We start from the raw sequence: 18,307 nt of genomic DNA on the forward strand, positions 1-18,307 counted from the left end.
CGGCATGTCGATAACGACCGCTTCTGGCCGATTTTTGCCTGTTACGATCGCAAAGCGTGACGGTCAAATCGAACGCAAACGACTAGTCAAGTCGAATGCGAACAGGCGATCAAGCCAGTGCAATTACCCAATACGCGCAAATGCCAGCTTTCCAGCCAGGACGCCTAGGCCCTTGGGCCACTTGGAAGTAGCCATTGATCAACGCCCCATCTAGTAATCTCTATGAAAAAGCTTGAAGGAGCCACTCATGGCTGGCCAAAACATATTCAATTTCGGCAGCGACACCGAAGCGAAGAGTCCAGCAGAGTTACGAGTACAAATTAGGCATACTTGAACAAAGCACGGTCTCTTGCTCTGCGGATGGTTGTCAGGAGACGTTGCCTGCAGGGCCAGCAGTAACCGTCACTCGGCCCAGCAAAGCCCACACCACCTGGGCACCCGGGACCAGTGGCCCACCTTGATCTGCCCTGGGTATCGTTATAGTAAAGATGTATAGCTGGAACGCCATTTCTGGAGCCTCACATGCCGCATTACAACGACCTTGAGAAACGCCGTGCAAATGTACTTCATGTTCATGCGACCAACAGGCTATCAGGGGCCAGAGTTAGCAGTTACATGGCAGCCAAAATGGAAGAGTACGCTAGCGGCCACCTGTCTTCAGCACAGTTGATAGCCGAAACGAAACTGAAATACAGCGCCCACGGAGCATCATTACCTTCCAAGAGTTGATAAGCGGGCCTGCACCAATGCGACGCTCGCTTGAGGCGACTCTACTACCCGGCGCGCGACGAAATGTGACCGAGCTCCCTGATACGTCCCTTAGCGCCTTAATATGGCGCATGCTCTAGCGCGCTCCCAAAGCCCAACCTTCGCGACTCCCAACAATGCGCGAGGAGGTGAAAGCATGCCTTTATCTCTCAAATCATCTGTGGTTAGAAGAGAATCATCACCTCAATCCAGCGACACAAAACAGCACCTATAGTGCTATCTTTACAAAAAAACACCAACATGTAGTATCCTGATAGCATCCCAATAGCTTTAGGCCAGTCGAACGAAGACTTACTTTGAGGAGCCTCAGGATGCATATCGTTAGGTTTTTCCCCATCGGCAATGCCGACACCTGTCTGATTGAACTAGCCAACGGTCGCCGAATTCTTTTCGACTTCGCTGACATGCACAACCCCGATGACGCCGACGATAAGCGATGCGACCTCGAAAAGGAGCTACGCGAAATTCTCGGGGACGACAAGGTGATCGACGTCGTGGCGTTTACTCACCTAGATCGTGATCATTGCCACCGCGCCAAGGAAGTTTTTTGGTTAGACCACGCGCAGAAATACCAAGACGATGACCGAATCAAGATTCAAACGCTCTGGGTTCCTGCCCATGCTGTTCTAGAGCAAGGGGTCACCGGTCAAGCCCGCACCCTTCGCACAGAAGCCCGTCACCGGTTTATCAACGGTGAGGGCATAAGAGTTTTTTCTCGGCCTGAAGAGCTGGATGACTTTCTGACCGAGCGAGACATCGATCCGGCCAAGCGCCGCAACTTGATCAGCGACGCTGGCACCTTGTGTCCAGAGTTTAATCTGGAGCACGACGGGGTGGAGTTTTTCGTGCACTCGCCTTTCGGCAAGCGCGGTGATGATGATGTCGTACGTGTCCGAAATAACGACGCCCTTTTCATGCAGGCTACGTTTGAGGTTGAGGAGCAGCAGACAAAAATGGTGCTGTCGGCTGACGTCACCCATGAAGTCATCGACGATATTGTGAAGGTGACCCAACGCCATGACCGAGAGTATCGTCTTGAGTGGGATATCAACAACATCCCCCATCACTGTAGCTACAAGTCTTTATCTGACGAAAAAGGGGACGAGAAGACTGAACCTACGGCAACCTCCAAATGGTTGTACGAAGAAGCAGGTCAAACCGGTGGGCTGCTAGTCAGCACATCCAAGATCATTCCAGATGGTGATGAAGACGATCAGCCGCCTCACCGACAGGCAGCGGCATACTACAAAAGTGTTGCCAATCAACTGGGCGGCGAATGGATTGTTTCTATGGAGCACCCCACAAAAACTAAACCAGAGCCATTGGTAATCGAGATCACGAGCGCTGGTTACAAGATCCGGAAGCAGACCGCCAAGGTCGTCATCTCCACGGCGGCCCCGCGCGCAGGAGCTCAATAATGTGCGAGGCGTTTGACACACCTCGATCTCGGTTGGCTCGCTCTGTTGTCCGGTACTTAGTCGGCTCTCCAAATCACCCCTACGCGACGCTAAACCAAGTCAGTCTAAACGGCTCATTCGATATGTTAGAGATAGAGCTTGAGATTGAGCTGGCGCAGCGACGCCCAGTTCCTATTCAGCATAAAGAGCCCGTCCGTTTAACTTTCATGGCGCATGACGACAGCTGGCCACCACGAGTACTGTCAACACGCGAGAACTTTCCGACAGGCATGGTCCATACCAACCTTGATCGTGAAGCGGGGGGATTAGCCCTATGTATATGGGAAGAGGCGTGGCCAGATCTGTCGACCAACCTCACCGGGCAGGCACTTGTCGAGAGACTTCGTAGCTGGTTCTCGTCTATGGCGGCCGGCACCGTTCATGATGATGAGCAGCTATTGGAGCCATTAATCCTAGCGAGCTCCCACACGCTCATTATCCCTCCAGGTGAGATGCATGGCCCTTGGTACATTCAACAGGCCTACAAGCATGAAGGCCAAATGATCCTTGGGCTTTCAAAAGAAAAGCCTGAAAGAGAGCTCACCACTCACAATTTTGCGATCTACGCGCCGCAGCTTCCCGGGCAACAGCATGGTGCATTAGCCAGAACCCCCTATGACCTGGGAGCCCTACAGCAGCTGTGTTTAAACCTCGGGTTCGATTTAATAAGAGACTTGACGGGCTGGCTACAGGCCCCTGATCAGTTGAGAGACGCGGACAGGCTGCAACCTATCCTAGTACTTACAGTACCAAAGCGTCGGGAGCGCGACGCGCCAGAAGAGCAATTGGAATTATGGTGCTACACCCTAGGCGAAAGCCTTGCCCAACTCGGCGAGCGACTAGACATCACCATTACAGACCAAAAGACTAAACAAACTACGTACAAGCTGCTAGGAACTGCCGAGAACGCGGATTTGCCGTCGATCGCCCTCGAACCATGGCGCGTCGTGCAACGACTGGATAGAGGAACAGCCCGTCAGTTTGCGGGGGCAACCAATAAGACAGACACCCCTTTACTAGCAATCGGTGCCGGTGCTATCGGATCGAACGTGGCTATGATGGTGACCCGTTCAGGCATTGGGCCGTGGACAGTGGTCGACGGGGACATCACTCTGCCACATAACACTGTTCGCCAAGTTCACAAACGCGACTCGGTTGGATATCCAAAGGCGCTGGGGTTGCAGTTTGCTCTAGATAATGTCTTTGAGGAAGGCGGGAACACTGCGATTCCTGTCAATGTGTTCGCACCAGGTGAGCAGGCGGATGCGCTGGACGCTGCTGTAAGGAGCTCCGAAATTGCTATCGACTTCAGCGCCTCACCAGCTGTTCTGGGCTGGCTATCTGAACAACCCATAAGGCGAGGAGTCAGTGCCTTCTTCGGACCCGACGGTTCCGATCTGGTTGTGCTTGCAGAAAACAAATCTCGGGCAGTCAGAGTTGATGAAATTGAGGCTCAATACTTCTGGCATGTAGCAACAGAAGCGCAGTTGAAAGGACATTTGTCTGCTGCACGGCTGGATAAAATTCGCTATGCCAACGCTTGTCAGGACCTTTCAGCACCTCTGCCTCCTTGGCAGCTTCAAACCCTTTGCGGTCTCGCTGCTGGTCAGGTAGCGCGACTGCTCCAGAACGAAGATGCATGCTTTCAAGTCTGGCGACTGGAGCCCGTAACAGGTGCAGTCCAACCAGTGGTTATTCCTGTACAACAGGTACACCGCTATCAAGAAGGCACCGTGCGGGTGTCTATTACAAGCGGTGTCATTAGTACGATGCGAAAGCTTCGCCGTGAAGCAGGCGGAAACGAAACGGGCGGGGTACTTATAGGCACTTTCGACCTCGTTCGTAATGTGGTTCATATCGTGGCAGCGCTTCCAGCTCCTCCCGACAGCAAACAAGCTCCAACCTACTTCGTCCGAGGCAAGAAGGACCTCAAACCTCGGATCGAAGAGCTGTCGTCTGGCTCAGCGGGACGTTTGCATTACCTCGGTGAATGGCACAGTCACCCGAGAGCCGTGCCTGCAAGACCCAGCGATGATGATGAAGGAGTATTCTCCCACCTTGAAGCTCATTTAGGTTCGTTAGGAGGACCATACATTATGGCCATCTGCGGCGAAGACGACACCTGGATTCGCACTGGATGGGCTGAGCATGCGGTGGTGGAGGGGGTTATAACACATGAACCTCAATGAAATGTTGCCGGTCCCTCAAATGCAATATCTCTTCAACTGAACAGAGCTTGCCAGCCAATAGGTCTAGCACAACAACCTTACGCCTAAGCCGACTCATCTTTGGGAGGGGAGGACTTGTGCGAGTGCATCAGTGATTCACAACTCAAGATTAGTTGTCGACCATAGGCCCGAGAGGCCTCTCGTAAGGCCAGCTCGTTAACTGCGGTCATCAGGTAAGCCGAATGCAGTAACGCGGCAGCAACAGCGATATAGACCTTTTCTTCCACATTCGGAAGTGCGGCGAAATAACCTGATTCAAAGTACAGTATGCCGGCACAACTAAGCAGCACTAGTAAATTACACACCAGCGCGATTGACTTTAGACCCAGGAGGTTCCGTCGAAAACCATACGTAATGTTTTCAGCAAACAGAAGCGGATATGCAGAGTGATCGCGTGTTTGCTCGCGCAGCCATGCGTTAGCGGACTGGTAAAAATCAGCGGAAAGTTCCGAACCGCTTTGCTCCTCCTCAAGTGTTGGCGCTGTCAACGCAAGCTGTTCGGCAACGAACCCTCTATACCGATCCTTCGAGCCTTCCGGGACATCCCGGTTTCCCCTGAGCCACTGGTCCGGCGTTTCTCCTGTGCCTAGACGCTCTTGAAGCTTCTTGCCTCTGTGCCTGGCCAAGTCTGCGAACGCAAAAATAAGCACGAAGCCTATGCTGCTTGCGATCACTTGGGAGAGTGCAAGGTGATCCCAAGGCACGAGCATGAACAATAGGATTAGTAAAGGAAGACCCGATATCAGCGCAGGGAAAACGCGGGCCTTAAGGCTGTATGTGTCGAACTGGCTGAAAACTTCCATATACCACTCCGTGAGTGTCGCGACTTCCTCCGTCACTAAACCTTTAGTACCGACCGGCGGCACAAGCACACCGAGCAAAGCATAAAGGACCTGATAATCGCATGGCAGCGTGCGTATTGAACAGTCCACCTGTCCACACCGCCTCGGAATACTACATAGCTTCAACATGACTTTCGACCGAACGTGACCAAAGCACTAAGCCCAAACAGCAGTGCGGTTTAGTAGCGATAGCCAAACATGGACTGCCCAATAGAGCCCTGGGGTATCAAGGCTTGCGCCCTGGAGCGGCTGACTGAAAAAGTCGGTCAAGTGGCCGCATGGATACAATCAGGAAATGAGTGCTTCTGCCTGGTGTGGGCGGGGTCGCTTGATCGACCTCCAAGAAGCTCAAACTTGCGCCGACAACCAGAGAAATTAGGGTATCCGGATTAAGTGGTTGATGGGCCTTCCAGCCCCATCCAACCCTTAGTCCTTCCAGAAGGTTGATAGATCGACACCGAAGTTCTTCTCAGGCTCGGGGAGTCCCATGTTGTAGGTCATGGTGGCTCTGCCCAGAAACGGGGATTCCTTGACTTGTGGCGCCTTCTTCTTGTGCTTGGTGGTATAGAGCATCCGGGCTCGCATTACCTCGAACGAATAGCCCCGGCCATCACGGTTTTTGTCCTTGGCTAGGCGGTTTATCGACTACGTGAAAGCGTTGGTGATCGGGATGTCGGTCTCAAAGTAGGTCAGCATCTCTTCACGCCAGCCACTGACGGCGCTGACGAGATCCTTCCAAACCTCCTTCTGCCCCTGAGGGATGTTGTCAATCCAGGTGGCGAGAGCCTGTTCGGCACCACGCCGATTGGTACAGTCCCAGATATGGTAGAAGCGCTCCTTGTGCTCGTAAGCCGCCAAGAGCTGGGGGGAATGCTCCTGTCCAGGTCTCCATGATGAGCCGTTCGCGGTCTGAAACGTCGTGAGCGCGCTTCAGCAGGATTTTCCGGTCACCTTTGAGGGTCCGGCGCTGATTGGGCTTCAACTCCTTCCTTAGGCCTTTGCGGATCTTCTCTAAGGCCTCGTTGGCCATGCGCACGACGTGGAACTTATCGACCACGATACGGGCCTGTGGCAGCACCGTCTGGAAGGCGCGGCGGTAGGGCTTCCACATGTCCATGCTGACGATCTCGACCTGGTGGCGGTTGGCCATGCTCATGAGGCGTCTTGTCACCCTCTCTTGCTGACGACCGGGTAGCAGGTCCAGCAGGGTGCGCTCTTCCAGATTGGTTAGGATGCAGCAGAGCCCTTGGCAGCAGTCGTGCATCAGGAACGTACAGCTGGCTCATGAAGGCGTGCCGCCTTATCAAGGCCCAGGACGCGCCTATTCCGGAAGTCAAGCATGCGATAGCGAAGACGCTAGGCGATTCAGCGGCGGCGGCTGCCTGGTTGATGTCGTATTTCCGCCCAAATAAAGAGGGCGACACCGAGGAAGATCCATACGTCCGCTAGGTTGAACGATGGCCAGTGCCACTGGGCATAGTGAAAATCGAGAAAATCCTCTACGTAGCCTAACCGCAAGCGATCTGCGACATTGCCCAACGCGCCGCCGAGGATCGCACTGAGGGCGAGCCGATAACTCAGTACGCGTGGTGAACGCCAAAGCCAGTACACCAGTAATATCGAGATAACCAGGGCCAGTCCGATGAAAAGCGGCTGCTGCCAACCGCCGACATCCGCGAGAAAGCTGAAGGCCGCCCCCGTATTGTGGCGGTGGACCCAATTGAAGAAGGGTGCGGCAGGCACGCTTTCACCATGCGCTAGCATGGTGCTGGCAAGGTACTTGCTCGCCTGATCGACAAACAGTAACAGGAGCGAGAGCCACAGCCAGCGCATCGCCTTTCCCGGCTCGTGGGCTTTCTCTGCGAGCCGACTGCCATAAGTAGACATATCCCCTTCCTCCTGACCCAATCTAGAATTTGCTCGCTGCTAAATAACAAGCGTCATGTACCCAACCGATGATGCCGACGAATTCGACGGAGCAGGAGCAGGCCGAGTCCGAGTGCGGTCAGGCCAAGGACAGGCCAATCCCGCCAGCGCACATAAGGGGGCGCGCCAGTTCGCGGTGTCACTTCGGCGCTGAGGGTGGCCACTTCGAACTGCGGAGCACGCTTGAGCACTTTGCCCTCATGATTGATGGCTGCTGTGATACCGGTGTTCGTGGCTCGAAGAAGGTCACGTCCGGTTTCGATGGCACGCATGCGTGCCATCTGGAAATGCTGGAGGGGGCCGAGCGAGCTGCCGAACCAGGCATCGTTGCTGACATTCACCAGTAACTGCGCTTCGGGCAGAAGCTCAGTGACTTCGGCACCAAAGACCGCCTCGTAGCAGATGAGTGCCCCTACGGGCACCCCTGCTGCATTCAGGACGTGCGCTTCCCGTCCCGGTGTGAAGTCGGACATGGGCGCCCCGAGCACGTCGAGGGCCGACCCCAAAAGATCCCGAAACGGAACATATTCACCGAAGGGCACCAGGTGGCGTTTGTAGTAGAAGCCTGAGGGATCGGAGAGGCTTACCACGGCGTTGTAGGTACGGCCCTCCGCCTCGCGTACCGGGACGCCAATCATTAACGATGTGCCTGCCTGATCGGCTAACGCCTCAAGCTCAGCAAGATATGCTTTGGCCTGGTCATGCCACATCGGGATTGCCGCTTCTGGCCAGATCACGATATCGGCTCCGAGATGCTGCGCGGTAAGCGCCTGATAGCGCTCAAGTGTGATGTCCCGGTATCTCGGGTCCCATTTCTTGTCTTGCGCGATGTTTCCTTGCAAGAGGACGACATCGATCGGGTCAGCGGCTGGCTGCGTCCATTCACGATCCAGCAGTTGCAAGCCGGCGAGGGTAGCGACTAACACGGCACCGACTACCGCAGCACGGCGCAGGCTTGGCCCCTGGACAATCCAGGCAAGCCCGCCAGCGAGAAGTGCCACCAGTAAACTCACGCCAAGCACGCCAAAGACGGGAGCGATAGTGGCAAGTGTGGTGTCGGTCTGGCTGTAGCCAATGAAGAGCCAGGGAAAGCCGGTCAAGAACCAGGTGCGCATCCATTCACTCAGCACCCATGCCGCAGGTAGCCCTAGCCAGAGTGCCATTGCATCCATCTCAGGGCGCAGGCAGCGCACGAGGTACGCGACGCCCCATGGAAAGAGGGCGAGCAGCGAGACAAAGGCCGCCGTGACTAACACCGCCACCACGGGGCCATTGCCGTACTGGCTAATGCTGATAAAGACCCAGGAGACACCCACGCCGAAGTAGCCAAGGCCAAAGAGGTAGGCCGACCACAGCGCCTGACGCCTTGAAGACTGCGCGGTCAGGACAAAAAATGTTGCCAGAGCGATCACCGCAAGCCATGCCCAGCCCACAGGGGCAAAGGCAAGCGGCATGGCGCCTCCAGCAAGTAGAGCCATCCCCCCTGTCAGAAGCGGCTTATAGCGCACGCCCGTGTATAGGCTAGAGGGTAGCGCGCACTTATCACCCAATGCTCTCTCGCCTCCGAATCCAGGATCAACCCTGTGGCTCATGCTTTCTTGCTCCGCTTAATCAAGCTGCGTCAATTCATTCGGCCGGCTGGCCAGGGTGGCAAAGTGAATGTTTCTGGACTCGACTAGGTGCGCCGTAAGCTGGGAGCTGCTTCGTATTCGGCCAGCACGACAGTGGCTGTGTTGGGGAGCAGTACGTTAGCTTTGCGATACCACCCCTTCCAAGCCCGCTGATACCAGAACGAACAGGACGAAGCCGCCTATGAAAGCCAGCGGTGAGATGTGCGTATCGTCACCGCTCTCGTGAGCCTCGGAGACCATATCTTCGATGGCAGCGACCGTGAGAAGGCCTGCCGTGAACGTCAGTGCCGCTAGCTTAAATGCCTCCGGCTGGTTCCTGAGTACGAAGTAAGCAAAGACGGCTGCCGAGAGCACAGGAATCGCGAAGGAAGCAGAGAGCAGTATCCGCTTGCTACGAGGGATTCCTTTATCTTTCATGGTGGCGATCGTCGCAAAGCCCTCAGGAACATCGGCGAGAACCTGACCCGCCGCCAGGATTATCGCGACCGACGGTGAGACCGCCGACCCCGCCCCGATCAGGAGGCCATCGCTGAACAGGTCGATGGATACGGCGATATAGATCATCCAGACACTCGTCTGACCGCCTTCTCCCTGCTGGCCTTGTCGCTTCTGGAGACTCTCAACGAGCTTCTCGATACCTACGTAAGCAATGCCGCCCAGCGCGAAAGCGAGGGCGATTACCCAGGCTGAGAGGTTCTCTAGCACGCGCGGCATGATTTCAACCGCCACCACCGCAATGACGAGGCCGGCAGCGCCGTGAAGGGCGTAATTGAGACGGCGCCCGGTAGTTCGGGAGGCCTCCGCAGCGAGCCCACCACTAAAATTGCCTAAGGCGGGCAACAGCGCCAGGCCGAGTACCAGCCAGATACTATCCATCATCTTCCTTCCTTGGTTGATTCCTAGATACGCTACCTTGCTGGCTCCGAGCCTTCGCGCTATATGCTGTCGTTCAGGCCTAGCGCGCTTGTACAGCCACTTCGATCAAGTGTCCCAGGCATCGATAGCTGCGTACCGTGCAGCCTCACCCCTTGAGCGCCAGGATGCGCCGAGCGCCGTTGAGGACGATCAGGCCCACGATGGTACCGATAATCAGGTCAGGGTAGCTGGACCCCGTCCAGGCGACCAAGGCACCGGCGGCGATGACGCCCATGTTGATCACCACATCATTGGCCGAGAATATCCAGCTTGCCTTCATATGCGCGCCGCCTTCGCGGTGCTTGGATATCAACAGCAGGCAACCGGTATTGGCGATCAACGCGACGAAGGCGATCGCCATCATCATCAGCGATTCAGGCTCACTACCGAAAACAAAGCGTCGCACCACCTCGACGAGTACGCCGATAGCCAAAATCAGTTGCAGTACCCCTGCCAGATGCGCGGCACGTACCTGCATTTTCGCACTGCGCCCTACGGCATAGAGAGCCAGGCCATAGACGGCTGCATCGGCAAACATATCCAGGGAATCAGCGATCAGGCCGGTAGACTGGGCGATCAGGCCAGCAGTCATTTCCACCACGAACATGATCGCATTGATACCGAGCAACACGCGCAGAGTGCCTGACTCCTGCGTAGCAGAGACTGCCGAGCTCTCAGCGGCCTTGATCGTCTCTGGGTCGGCAATGACGGTTTCCTGAAGAGAGGCGCCTAGCCCCAAGGTCGCCAGTTTCGCGGTAATGAGCTCAGCCTCGCCGTCATGCACGACCTCCAATCGGCGGTTCGACAAGTCGAAGGACAGCGTTCGAATCTCATCAAAGCCGTTCAGCGCCAAGCGGATCATCCGTTCTTCTGAGGGACAATCCATCTTCGGCACAGCATACACGCTGACCCATTCCCCTGACGCTTCGGAGGAGACCGGCATATCGGTATCCGCTGCAGGCGTTGCATCGCAGCTACATGGGCCACCACAGGCTTTACTCACGATACGGCTCCAGTTAACCAACATAGATTGCTAGTATTAAAAACTATATAGCTACTATAAGGTCAATGGGACAGATGATCCGTTGAGGAGTAAGCCTGATGCGCATTGGTCAGTTAGCCCAGATAGCGGGTATCGACACGCAGACGATCCGCTTCTATGAGCAGCAGGGCCTGTTGCCGCCGCCAGAACGGCAGGAGAATGGTTACCGTGTCTATACCGAGAAGCATGGCGAGTGGCTTGCCTTTATCCGCCGCTGCCGAGTTCTGGACCTGTCACTGACAGAGATTCGCGAGCTACAGAGCTATCAGGACGACCCTCGCCAGCCCTGTACCGCCGTCAACGCCATGCTCGATGACCACATCTCTCATGTGCGGTCGCAGATAACTGCTTTGCAAGCGCTTGAGCAACAACTCGTTTCACTGAGGGCGAGTTGCAACGAGGGTCGGGAGATCAATGCCTGCGGCATCCTGACGGGGATCAGCGAGGAGAGCAAACAACAGCTGTATAGGGCTAGCTCAGGCCGTAAGGACTGAGCAGAGACATGCCGGACCTTGCAGTGACATTGTGAATGCATGGTGTGTTGATCGCGAAGCCTCACTGCGTATCTCGGCATGCGAACCTGGGCGTTGCTGCAAACTTGCAGGGGCCGTGAAGAAGAGTCGTCATCAACCAGGTAATCCGCTGAGCTGATGGTTGGTTCCGTCATCATGATATGAGCCAATCAACCAAAAAATCCGGATACCCAGAAATTACTGATAGAGGACCCTGGGCGAAGAGTGCCGATGGCCACAATGAAAGGATTGAAACGCGTGAGCAGCCGAGAGGCGGTGGACCTTTTGGCGGTGCAAAACACTGCACTAACGAAAGGTACTCGCTCCAGTTACACAGCGCCTCCCCACTCTATCGCATTGAGAGCTTTAAGTACTCGTTGCGCCCCAGCCTCTGAAGCACAAAGCGATTCAGGGCTTTCTTCTCCTAGCACAACATTTGGCTCAGTAAGCCAGGCGGCAGCGACTGCCTCATCATTGAAAACTTCCGCCGCCCGAATACGAACCTGACCCAAGTGACTGGTACCCTCAGCAAGACCAGCTGAAAAACCATCGCCCTTCAGCGCTGCTCGTTGATTACCTGGGCTTACACCGCATGGAGTGTCTGCCAACGGTGTCGAGAGCCGCTCATCTTTCATACTGGGGTTAAGGCTGGAGCAAAACAGAGGTTGATGGGGTCCCACCAACCTCGTTGGCACCGCTTTTCCTACCTTTTCCTGAGCCAAGCTCTCTTCTAAACGCCCGAGCGAAAAGATCTGATCGGCGGACGGGTAATGCCTAAGCAGGTCTTTCGCATGATTTCGGATGTGCACTGGTAACTCGGAATTTCGGCTGATTTCGCGCAGAAAGGTCTCGGTCTCCAAAATGCTCAGGGTTCGCTCATAGCGAAGGCTCACGGCGACCACCTCCGTTCATCTCATTGGCAGGCGTGGAAGCGGACACCACATTGCCGACATGCATCGCCCACATTGAATAATCTGGAGATCCCTGCCAGCAATCAAAAGCAGGCCAGTAGCTGCTGTCTATACTGCTGGGAGAAACTAACTTTGAATGTCGGCTCAATAACATTCGCAGCCAGCGATAGGCAGTGATGGGATTCCAGATCAGCCTCGTCATCTGCTCTGGTCTCACCTCGACCTGTAGCATCATCGACACCATCCACCCCCCCCTCCAGAGAATCAAAGGTAACACCGGCCTCCAATGCAGCCATCGGCAACTCCCTTAGCACAGCTAGGTCCTCCGGCAGGTCGTCAGAAATACGCTCAGCGAACCCCCGCAGTTTTTCCTCGGCCAGCATAAACAACCACGCCAGCCCATCTCGCCCGCCAGAACGTCGCAAAACCCGCCCCAGTACTTGACGGTAGTGTAACTCGGTGCGAATGCGACTGAGATAGCAGCATACCTGCAGCCGGGGGATGTCAGTACCTTCACTAATCATGCCGACAGCTACGATCCATCGGCTGCTACTGGTTCGGAAGCGGTTGATGGCCTGCTGCGCATTCGGGGTCTTATTTGTGACTACGCTATACGTCTCGCCCCGGGCGTGAAGAGAGCGAGCAATATGTTCCGCGTGCTCAATGTCAGTCGCAACGACTAAACCCGCAGCGTCGGCTCTTACCTGGCGCAGCTCATCAAGCTGCCTGCAGCCGAGATCAAGAACGCGCTCAATAATTTCCTCGTGACGCACCAATGCCTCGTATGTAACGCGGGATCCGCTCAGGAGGCTTTCTACGCTGCTGAACAGCCTGGAGGAACTACTTGGCCCTTGCGCCTCCTCCAGCGTCACCTCGCTGTTGTCGAGCAGCACAATGCGAGGGCTTCTGCATACGCCATCGGCAATTGCCTCTCTCAGCGAGTATCGATAGTCACAGATCAATTGCCCGTCCGGCGTCGAGTAACGAGCAAGTGCGATGCCCTTATCGTCAGTGCGCCAAGGGGTGCCCGACAGCGCCAAGGTGAATCTAGCGCGGTCCTGAATCCTACACAGTATTTGAAGCCCCCAAGCATTACTAAAGGAAGGATCACTTCCCGCGCAGTGATGGATCTCATCGAAAACCGCGAGCACTCGATAATCAGAAAAAAGTTGCCAAAAGTCGTGGTCGCGAAACTCCATTGCTTGGTAAGTGTACGCGCTCCCAATTGCACCTATACGCCCATCGAGGCGCCGGCCAAGGACAGAAGAAAAAGTTGTCCGAAAGCCTTCGACTACTTGGCACGAGGGCGCGAAACATAAGACTAGATCTATCTGGTCTTCGTCGACCAGCCGCTTCGCCAGTTCAGCTGCCATGCGAGTCTTGCCTGCGCCAGGTGTCGCCTGACAAAAAAAGTGCGGGGAAAGTGCATAGCGCTTTATCGCTTGAGATATGCAACGGCGCTGCCAAAGACGAAGTCCTTCGCTCATCACGGCCTGGCTAAGGTCTTGAGCGTCTTCTCGATGGCGCGAAGATGACCAAGCAAGCGTGAGCTGCGGTCTCTAGCTTCCATATATTGGCTCTCAAGCAAGTGGTGGAGATGAGGCATTTCCTTCAGGAGCTTTTTGAAACATTCTGCCTCGCCCATGGAGGACAAAAAGTCCATGCGAGTCTCTTTATGCAGCCTGTCTAGGTCTTGATCAGAGCGGTTCGCGGCAACTTTGACTGCCGTGCCTGCAAGAGCCTCTTTCCTGACTTCAGGCGCATCAGCAAGGCTACTCTCGAAGCTGCCGGTTACCAGCTCAACTTGCAGATGCTGTGGCGCGCTCAGCACTTGATAGCGCTGCCCTCTTGAGCGGCGCTCACCATCAGTGGTAACCCACCCTACGCGCACGAGCCTGCGGATCTGCTCGTAAACGTAAAGACGGAGATCTGCAAGGCGGAAACTTTCGCTGTCTAGGCTTGCAGCATATGCATCGCGCAACTCTGCAGTTGTGAACTTAGCGAGGCCTGGGTCTTGGAGTAAGTCGTGAAGGCGCCTGTCAAAAGTAAACGCGGCCGATTTCATGTAGGTACCAGGGAAGAGAAGCGCAAAATGCGGATTATAGTCCGTGGCCTCAGAGTCCGCAAACCCACGATAGTACCATCTCAAGCTGAGTTGAGATGGTCATGGAAACGTTGGCGATATCGCTAGGGCACCGCATCCGCGAAGAAAGAAGGAAGTGTGGCATCTCCCAAGACGTCTTGGCGCTAACCAGCAATCTTGATCGTAGTTACGTTGGGCGAATCGAAAGAGGAGAAGTCAACCTCACGATCGAGAAGCTGTACCGTATTGCGAAAGTTCTTGGCTGCGATCCCGCAGGCTTGCTACCGCCACTGTCTGAAGTTTAGCCCGCTTACGCAACTCAACTTTTAGCAGCGCGCCTCATGCATTTGAATCGCCCCTAGTTTCGTAGACACCTCCTGGCCTCATAATACGGCCCACTAGGAGGTGCCATGAGCAATCCGCGTTATCCCGACGAATTCAAAATCGAAGCAGTCAGGCAGGTGACCGAACGAGGTATACCGGTGGCTGAGGTAGCTGCTCGTTTGGGCATGTCGACCCACAGCCTGTATGCCTGGGTTAAGCGCTACAGCAAACCTGAAAAGCAACGCGTGCAAGAAGACGACCAGCAAGCTGAGCTGCGTCGTCTACGTGCCGAACTCAAGCGCGTGACCGAAGAGCGAGACACCCTAAAAAAGGCCGCCGCGTACTTTGCCAAGGAGTGCGGCTGAAGTACGCCCTCATCAGTCAGCTATCCGCAGACTATTCCGTTCGCCGGCTTTGCCTGACCCTGAAAGTACATGCCAGCGGTTACTACGCCTGGCTGGCTGAACCGAAGTCGGCACGAGCCAAGGATGACCAACGTCTGCTTGGCCTGATCAAGCACTCGTGGCTAGAGAGCGGTGGCGTTTACGGCTACCGCAAAATCCACGACGACCTGCGTGAGCTTGGAGAAGCATGCGGCAAGCATCGTGTTGCTCGACTGATGCGCCTGGAAGGGCTGCGCTCACAGACAGGGTATCGTCGTCGACCGGGCCGCTATGGCGGCAAGCCTCCAGCGGCCTCACCGAATCATCTGGAGCGTCGGTTCAATGTCACCGAACCCAACAAGGTCTGGGTCACGGACATCACCTACATCCGCACCTATGAGGGCTGGTTGTATTTGGCGGTGGTGCTCGATCTGTTCTCGCGGCAGGTAATCGGTTGGTCAATGAAGCCGCAGATGACCAGCGACCTGGCTATTGATGCGTTGCTAATGGCCGTTTGGCGCCGCAAGCCAAAGCAGGGGGTGATGATTCACTCAGACCAGGGTAGCCAGTTCAGCAGCGGAGACTGGCAGAGCTTTCTGAAAGCCAACAACTTGCTTGGCAGCATGAGTCGACGTGGCAACTGCCATGACAACGCGGTAGCGGAAAGCTTTTTCCAACTGCTGAAGCGGGAACGGATTAGGCGAAAGATCTACAGCACTAGGCAGGATGCTCGCGCTGACGTGTTCGACTACATCGAGATGTTTTACAACCCAAAACGCCGACACGGTTTCAACAACCAGCTGTCACCGGTAGAGCTTGAAAGGCAACATTTACTGAGCCTGGAAAGTGTCTAGGAAAGCCGGGGCGATTCACCTGGTCCTGTCCACAAAAAGTAGACACTGTTTATGCGCATTTTCGCTCAAACTCTGCTGGACTTATATTACCGAGTGCAGAGTGTCGATGTTTGCGACTATAAAAGATCTCAATGTACTCGAAGATACCGGTGGCGGCGCTATGTAATCATTTTGCATTCAGCGGACTAACGTTACTTGGAGGTCTTCCTGCTTGAAGGCGCTCATTCTCCCGTAAAAGTTCCAGTATCAGTGCATCTGCATTCGCTAGAAGGTTTAGTGCTCTGTCTCGCTGTTCCTTCATTGATGCAAGTCTCTCCCTAAGCCCACGATTCTTGCCACGTTGAGACTGACCAGATTGCATTCGCTGGTTGTTATCTGATACCCAGTTTTGAATGCTTTCGACCAGTGCAGGGAAGCGCGATTTTTTTAAAGCAGAAGGATCAACCCCTGCTTCGCGAGCCACATTATTTTGCGTTACAGCAGAGCCTTTTGGAATAATGAGAGGTTGGTTAACTTTCAACCTTTCAAAAGCTTGGCGGAACGCCCCTTCAGCACGGCTCATAGGCTTCTCATGAGAGGTTGATGACATTAATTGCATTCTCCACTGCTAGTTTTTGTATGGAAAGTGAAGTCTCTAAGGGGCTTCCTTCCTCAGCTCCGCTCAGTCGTGTTTGCAGATTGTCCCGCAAAGCCTGAATTCTGGGCAGCATGTTTTTGTCATAGAGTGCGGACTCACAAGGTTGACTACCATTTAGCCCTCCGCACCTAGCAACATGCTCAAATCCACCATACTCGCATGGCCCGTCGTTCATGCACGCGCCTAAAAACATAGGACGATAATTTATTCGCCCTTTTCTTGCCTCAGACACAAGGGCTTTATGGTCTTTTTCTGAAATGGCTGCGAGCAATTGTTCTTTGCGCTTTTCACCGTGGGGGCTAATGAATCTCGGCGATGTTACTAGCGTTACCTCTTTCGCAAGCATTTCATAGATCGTTCTAACGTATTCATTCACCGCAGAACTATTCAGACCAAATCGAAGGTGATAATGACCACTGCCGTAGTAACGAGTCATTGCCCGAGTGGCGTGCTTCAACTGGTACTGCATGGCGCTCTCAGAAACTATGCCGGAACCTGCCATGTTAACCGCTCCGGTTCGGCGAAGCTGGTGCCACCCCAGGGACCATTCATTGCCGACAAAATACTCTTTAGGGTTCAATGATGGCGTGATTAGAAGTGCAGACTCAAGGTCCCTGTCTGTGATTCGCATTTCGCTAGGATCAAATAACTTGGTGTTTTTTTGAAGCGTTGCCACGTATGAGCTTACCGTGGGTCTGATATCTTGCGTATATTCAAATCCCTTGGATTTTTTTCTCCAGGGTTCATAGGGGCGCTGATAAAGGTAAGGGTCAGATGTGTCGGAAGCACTAATTGGGACGTTGGGGTTCAGTACAGCGCACTGGATTCGTAATTTAGCAACGATTGATAGAGCGTCTATTGCTAGTTTAGCCGATGGTGCCGTAATCCACCTTGCATCGTCATCGTGTATGGTCTTCGTTGTGACGCCTGTTAGAATGTATATGTCTTCTCCAGTATTCTCATCTCTTTCAATGGAAAGGGAGTTGGTCTTTAGTGAGAATGATTCTTCGATCCGCATTAGAGAGAAGTTGACCAGATAAGCAGTGCCAACCAAACTGATTAAATTGAAGTACGCTGAAAATGATGCGGCTCCGCCTTTTTTCATTCTGGGGACCCAGCGTTCTAAAAGTTCCGTAATGCCAAACTTGTCGGATACTTCAAAGAAGGTTTTGAAGTATATGGCTTCTGGGTGCTTTTTATGGTGGCGCTTGTTATTGACATTGAAAGGCCTTAAGTGGGCTGGGAAATCCTGCGAACAGGCTTTCGCCAATGAGCCTGCATTGTGCGCATAAGTATCCAGGCAAAATTTAAAACAGTTGGCAATTGCCTCCCGATTAGCCATAAAATCTTCAAGGCAGGCTCTCAATCGCGAGGCCTGATAAAGCCATATGCGAGGAGGTATGTAAGGCGTTTGTTTGACTTTGTCGTTTTTTTCTATTGTTACTGCGATTTTACCGATGTCCCATGGCGTCAAGAGATAAAAGCCGAGTTCGTCTCTGGACTCCCAGATCTCGTGAGCTATCATAATCACGGTTTTATTTCTGCCTTTTGATGCTTCCGTGAAAATTTTATTCTGAACTGCGGGGAATTTATAAAGATCTAGCGCTGAAACCCCCTCTTTGGAACAGGCTACGAACATTGGTCGAAGAGCGGTATATATCGCCATGAGGCGCCGGGGCTTTCTGATCTTTCCGGGTCGATAGAGCCACCAAATTATTATGAGCTTAAATGTTAGGCTGTTTTCTGGTGTGTTTCCAAAGTCATCTTTTCGCCTGGGTGTATCTCCAAAATTGA

16 protein-coding genes and 1 pseudogene are annotated in these 18,307 nt (G+C 54.2%); 6 read left to right on the forward strand and 11 right to left on the reverse strand.

Features of this window, described 5'->3' with window-relative positions; translation table 11 throughout:
* Positions 1-522 precede the first annotated feature (522 nt).
* From C1949_RS19875 to C1949_RS16765, 3 genes are all read left to right on the forward strand, one after another.
* Positions 523-729, forward strand: coding sequence for an antitoxin VbhA family protein (locus tag C1949_RS19875; protein WP_133065900.1), 207 nt, complete (start codon positions 523-525; stop codon positions 727-729).
* Between the two features lie 350 nt (positions 730-1,079).
* A complete protein-coding gene (locus C1949_RS16760; RefSeq protein WP_104739585.1) occupies positions 1,080-2,186 on the forward strand; it encodes an anti-phage 6A-MBL system MBL-fold protein in 1,107 nt (368 codons plus the stop codon).
* Positions 2,186-4,414, forward strand: a complete 2,229-nt coding sequence (locus C1949_RS16765; RefSeq protein WP_096005325.1) for an anti-phage 6A-MBL system cap2_3 protein — start codon at positions 2,186-2,188, stop codon at positions 4,412-4,414. Before C1949_RS16760 ends, C1949_RS16765 begins: the two co-directional genes overlap by 1 nt.
* Positions 4,415-4,497: 83 nt before the next feature.
* Here C1949_RS16765 and C1949_RS16770 read toward each other — a convergent pair whose 3' ends face one another.
* The 6 genes and pseudogenes from C1949_RS16770 to C1949_RS16795 all read right to left on the reverse strand — a co-directional run bounded on the left by C1949_RS16770 (position 4,498) and on the right by C1949_RS16795 (position 10,770).
* The gene (locus tag C1949_RS16770) at positions 4,498-5,256 is read right to left on the reverse strand and encodes a hypothetical protein (RefSeq protein WP_096005326.1); all 759 of its coding nucleotides are present in this window, start codon (positions 5,254-5,256) and stop codon (positions 4,498-4,500) included.
* Positions 5,257-5,721: 465 nt separating this feature from the next.
* Positions 5,722-6,532, reverse strand: a pseudogene (locus tag C1949_RS16775) (ISL3 family transposase); the annotation flags it as partial.
* Positions 6,533-6,660: 128 nt separating this feature from the next.
* The gene (gene lspA, locus C1949_RS16780) at positions 6,661-7,182 is read right to left on the reverse strand and encodes a signal peptidase II (RefSeq protein ID WP_008930575.1); all 522 of its coding nucleotides are present in this window, start codon (positions 7,180-7,182) and stop codon (positions 6,661-6,663) included.
* A 53-nt stretch (positions 7,183-7,235) separates the two neighbouring features.
* Positions 7,236-8,675, reverse strand: a complete 1,440-nt coding sequence (gene lnt / locus C1949_RS16785) for an apolipoprotein N-acyltransferase (RefSeq protein WP_133065901.1) — start codon at positions 8,673-8,675, stop codon at positions 7,236-7,238.
* Positions 8,676-8,969: 294 nt separating this feature from the next.
* The gene (locus C1949_RS16790) at positions 8,970-9,731 is read right to left on the reverse strand and encodes a ZIP family metal transporter (protein ID WP_009686175.1); all 762 of its coding nucleotides are present in this window, start codon (positions 9,729-9,731) and stop codon (positions 8,970-8,972) included.
* Positions 9,732-9,873: 142 nt separating this feature from the next.
* Complete coding sequence (locus C1949_RS16795; RefSeq protein ID WP_096005328.1) at positions 9,874-10,770, reverse strand: cation efflux transmembrane domain-containing protein; 897 nt, start codon at positions 10,768-10,770, stop codon at positions 9,874-9,876.
* A 98-nt stretch (positions 10,771-10,868) separates the two neighbouring features.
* Between C1949_RS16795 and cadR the strand changes: the two genes are divergently transcribed.
* Positions 10,869-11,303 carry a Cd(II)/Pb(II)-responsive transcriptional regulator gene (gene cadR, locus C1949_RS16800; RefSeq protein WP_096005329.1) on the forward strand — a complete coding sequence of 145 codons (435 nt, stop codon included), beginning with the start codon at positions 10,869-10,871 and terminating at the stop codon, positions 11,301-11,303.
* Positions 11,304-11,650: 347 nt separating this feature from the next.
* Here the strand turns inward: cadR and C1949_RS16805 are convergent, their stop codons facing one another.
* The 3 genes from C1949_RS16805 to C1949_RS16815 form a co-directional block, all read right to left on the reverse strand.
* A complete protein-coding gene (locus tag C1949_RS16805) occupies positions 11,651-12,214 on the reverse strand; it encodes an MbcA/ParS/Xre antitoxin family protein (RefSeq protein ID WP_133065902.1) in 564 nt (187 codons plus the stop codon).
* Between the two features lie 101 nt (positions 12,215-12,315).
* Positions 12,316-13,719 carry a DEAD/DEAH box helicase gene (locus C1949_RS16810; RefSeq protein ID WP_104739586.1) on the reverse strand — a complete coding sequence of 468 codons (1,404 nt, stop codon included), beginning with the start codon at positions 13,717-13,719 and terminating at the stop codon, positions 12,316-12,318.
* Positions 13,719-14,297 carry a hypothetical protein gene (locus tag C1949_RS16815; protein ID WP_104739587.1) on the reverse strand — a complete coding sequence of 193 codons (579 nt, stop codon included), beginning with the start codon at positions 14,295-14,297 and terminating at the stop codon, positions 13,719-13,721. The genes C1949_RS16810 and C1949_RS16815 overlap by 1 nt, the downstream gene beginning before the upstream one ends.
* 101 nt (positions 14,298-14,398) lie before the next feature.
* Between C1949_RS16815 and C1949_RS16820 the strand changes: the two genes are divergently transcribed.
* Complete coding sequence (locus tag C1949_RS16820; RefSeq protein ID WP_096005345.1) at positions 14,399-14,620, forward strand: helix-turn-helix domain-containing protein; 222 nt, start codon at positions 14,399-14,401, stop codon at positions 14,618-14,620.
* A gap of 105 nt (positions 14,621-14,725) precedes the next feature.
* A protein-coding gene (locus C1949_RS16825; protein ID WP_104739588.1) for an IS3 family transposase occupies positions 14,726-15,876 on the forward strand; the annotation gives its coding sequence in 2 pieces (ribosomal slippage) (positions 14,726-14,969 and positions 14,969-15,876; 1,152 coding nt in all).
* 166 nt (positions 15,877-16,042) lie between these two features.
* Here C1949_RS16825 and C1949_RS16830 read toward each other — a convergent pair.
* Together C1949_RS16830 and C1949_RS16835 are read right to left on the reverse strand one after the other, a co-directional pair.
* Positions 16,043-16,438, reverse strand: a complete 396-nt coding sequence (locus C1949_RS16830) for a hypothetical protein (protein WP_229744491.1) — start codon at positions 16,436-16,438, stop codon at positions 16,043-16,045.
* Between the two features lie 7 nt (positions 16,439-16,445).
* Positions 16,446-18,307: hypothetical protein (locus C1949_RS16835; protein ID WP_211287192.1), on the reverse strand; the 1,862-nt coding region annotated here is incomplete at its 5' end.

The sequence above is a fragment of the Halopseudomonas oceani genome (assembly GCF_002903165.1).
GTDB classification, from domain to species: Bacteria; Pseudomonadota; Gammaproteobacteria; order Pseudomonadales; family Pseudomonadaceae; genus Halopseudomonas; species Halopseudomonas oceani.

Coding starts and splice junctions, on each gene's coding strand:
- C1949_RS16830 (WP_229744491.1), bottom strand. CDS start 16,438: ATGAGCCGTGCTGAAGGGGCGTTCCGCCAAGCTTTTGAAAGGTTGAAA.
- cadR (WP_096005329.1), top strand. CDS start 10,869: ATGCGCATTGGTCAGTTAGCCCAGATAGCGGGTATCGACACGCAGACG.
- C1949_RS16810 (WP_104739586.1), bottom strand. CDS start 13,719: ATGAGCGAAGGACTTCGTCTTTGGCAGCGCCGTTGCATATCTCAAGCG.
- C1949_RS16820 (WP_096005345.1), top strand. CDS start 14,399: ATGGAAACGTTGGCGATATCGCTAGGGCACCGCATCCGCGAAGAAAGA.
- C1949_RS16765 (WP_096005325.1), top strand. CDS start 2,186: ATGTGCGAGGCGTTTGACACACCTCGATCTCGGTTGGCTCGCTCTGTT.
- lspA (WP_008930575.1), bottom strand. CDS start 7,182: ATGTCTACTTATGGCAGTCGGCTCGCAGAGAAAGCCCACGAGCCGGGA.
- C1949_RS16770 (WP_096005326.1), bottom strand. CDS start 5,256: ATGGAAGTTTTCAGCCAGTTCGACACATACAGCCTTAAGGCCCGCGTT.
- C1949_RS19875 (WP_133065900.1), top strand. CDS start 523: ATGCCGCATTACAACGACCTTGAGAAACGCCGTGCAAATGTACTTCAT.
- C1949_RS16790 (WP_009686175.1), bottom strand. CDS start 9,731: ATGATGGATAGTATCTGGCTGGTACTCGGCCTGGCGCTGTTGCCCGCC.
- lnt (WP_133065901.1), bottom strand. CDS start 8,675: ATGCCGCTTGCCTTTGCCCCTGTGGGCTGGGCATGGCTTGCGGTGATC.
- C1949_RS16815 (WP_104739587.1), bottom strand. CDS start 14,297: ATGAAATCGGCCGCGTTTACTTTTGACAGGCGCCTTCACGACTTACTC.
- C1949_RS16760 (WP_104739585.1), top strand. CDS start 1,080: ATGCATATCGTTAGGTTTTTCCCCATCGGCAATGCCGACACCTGTCTG.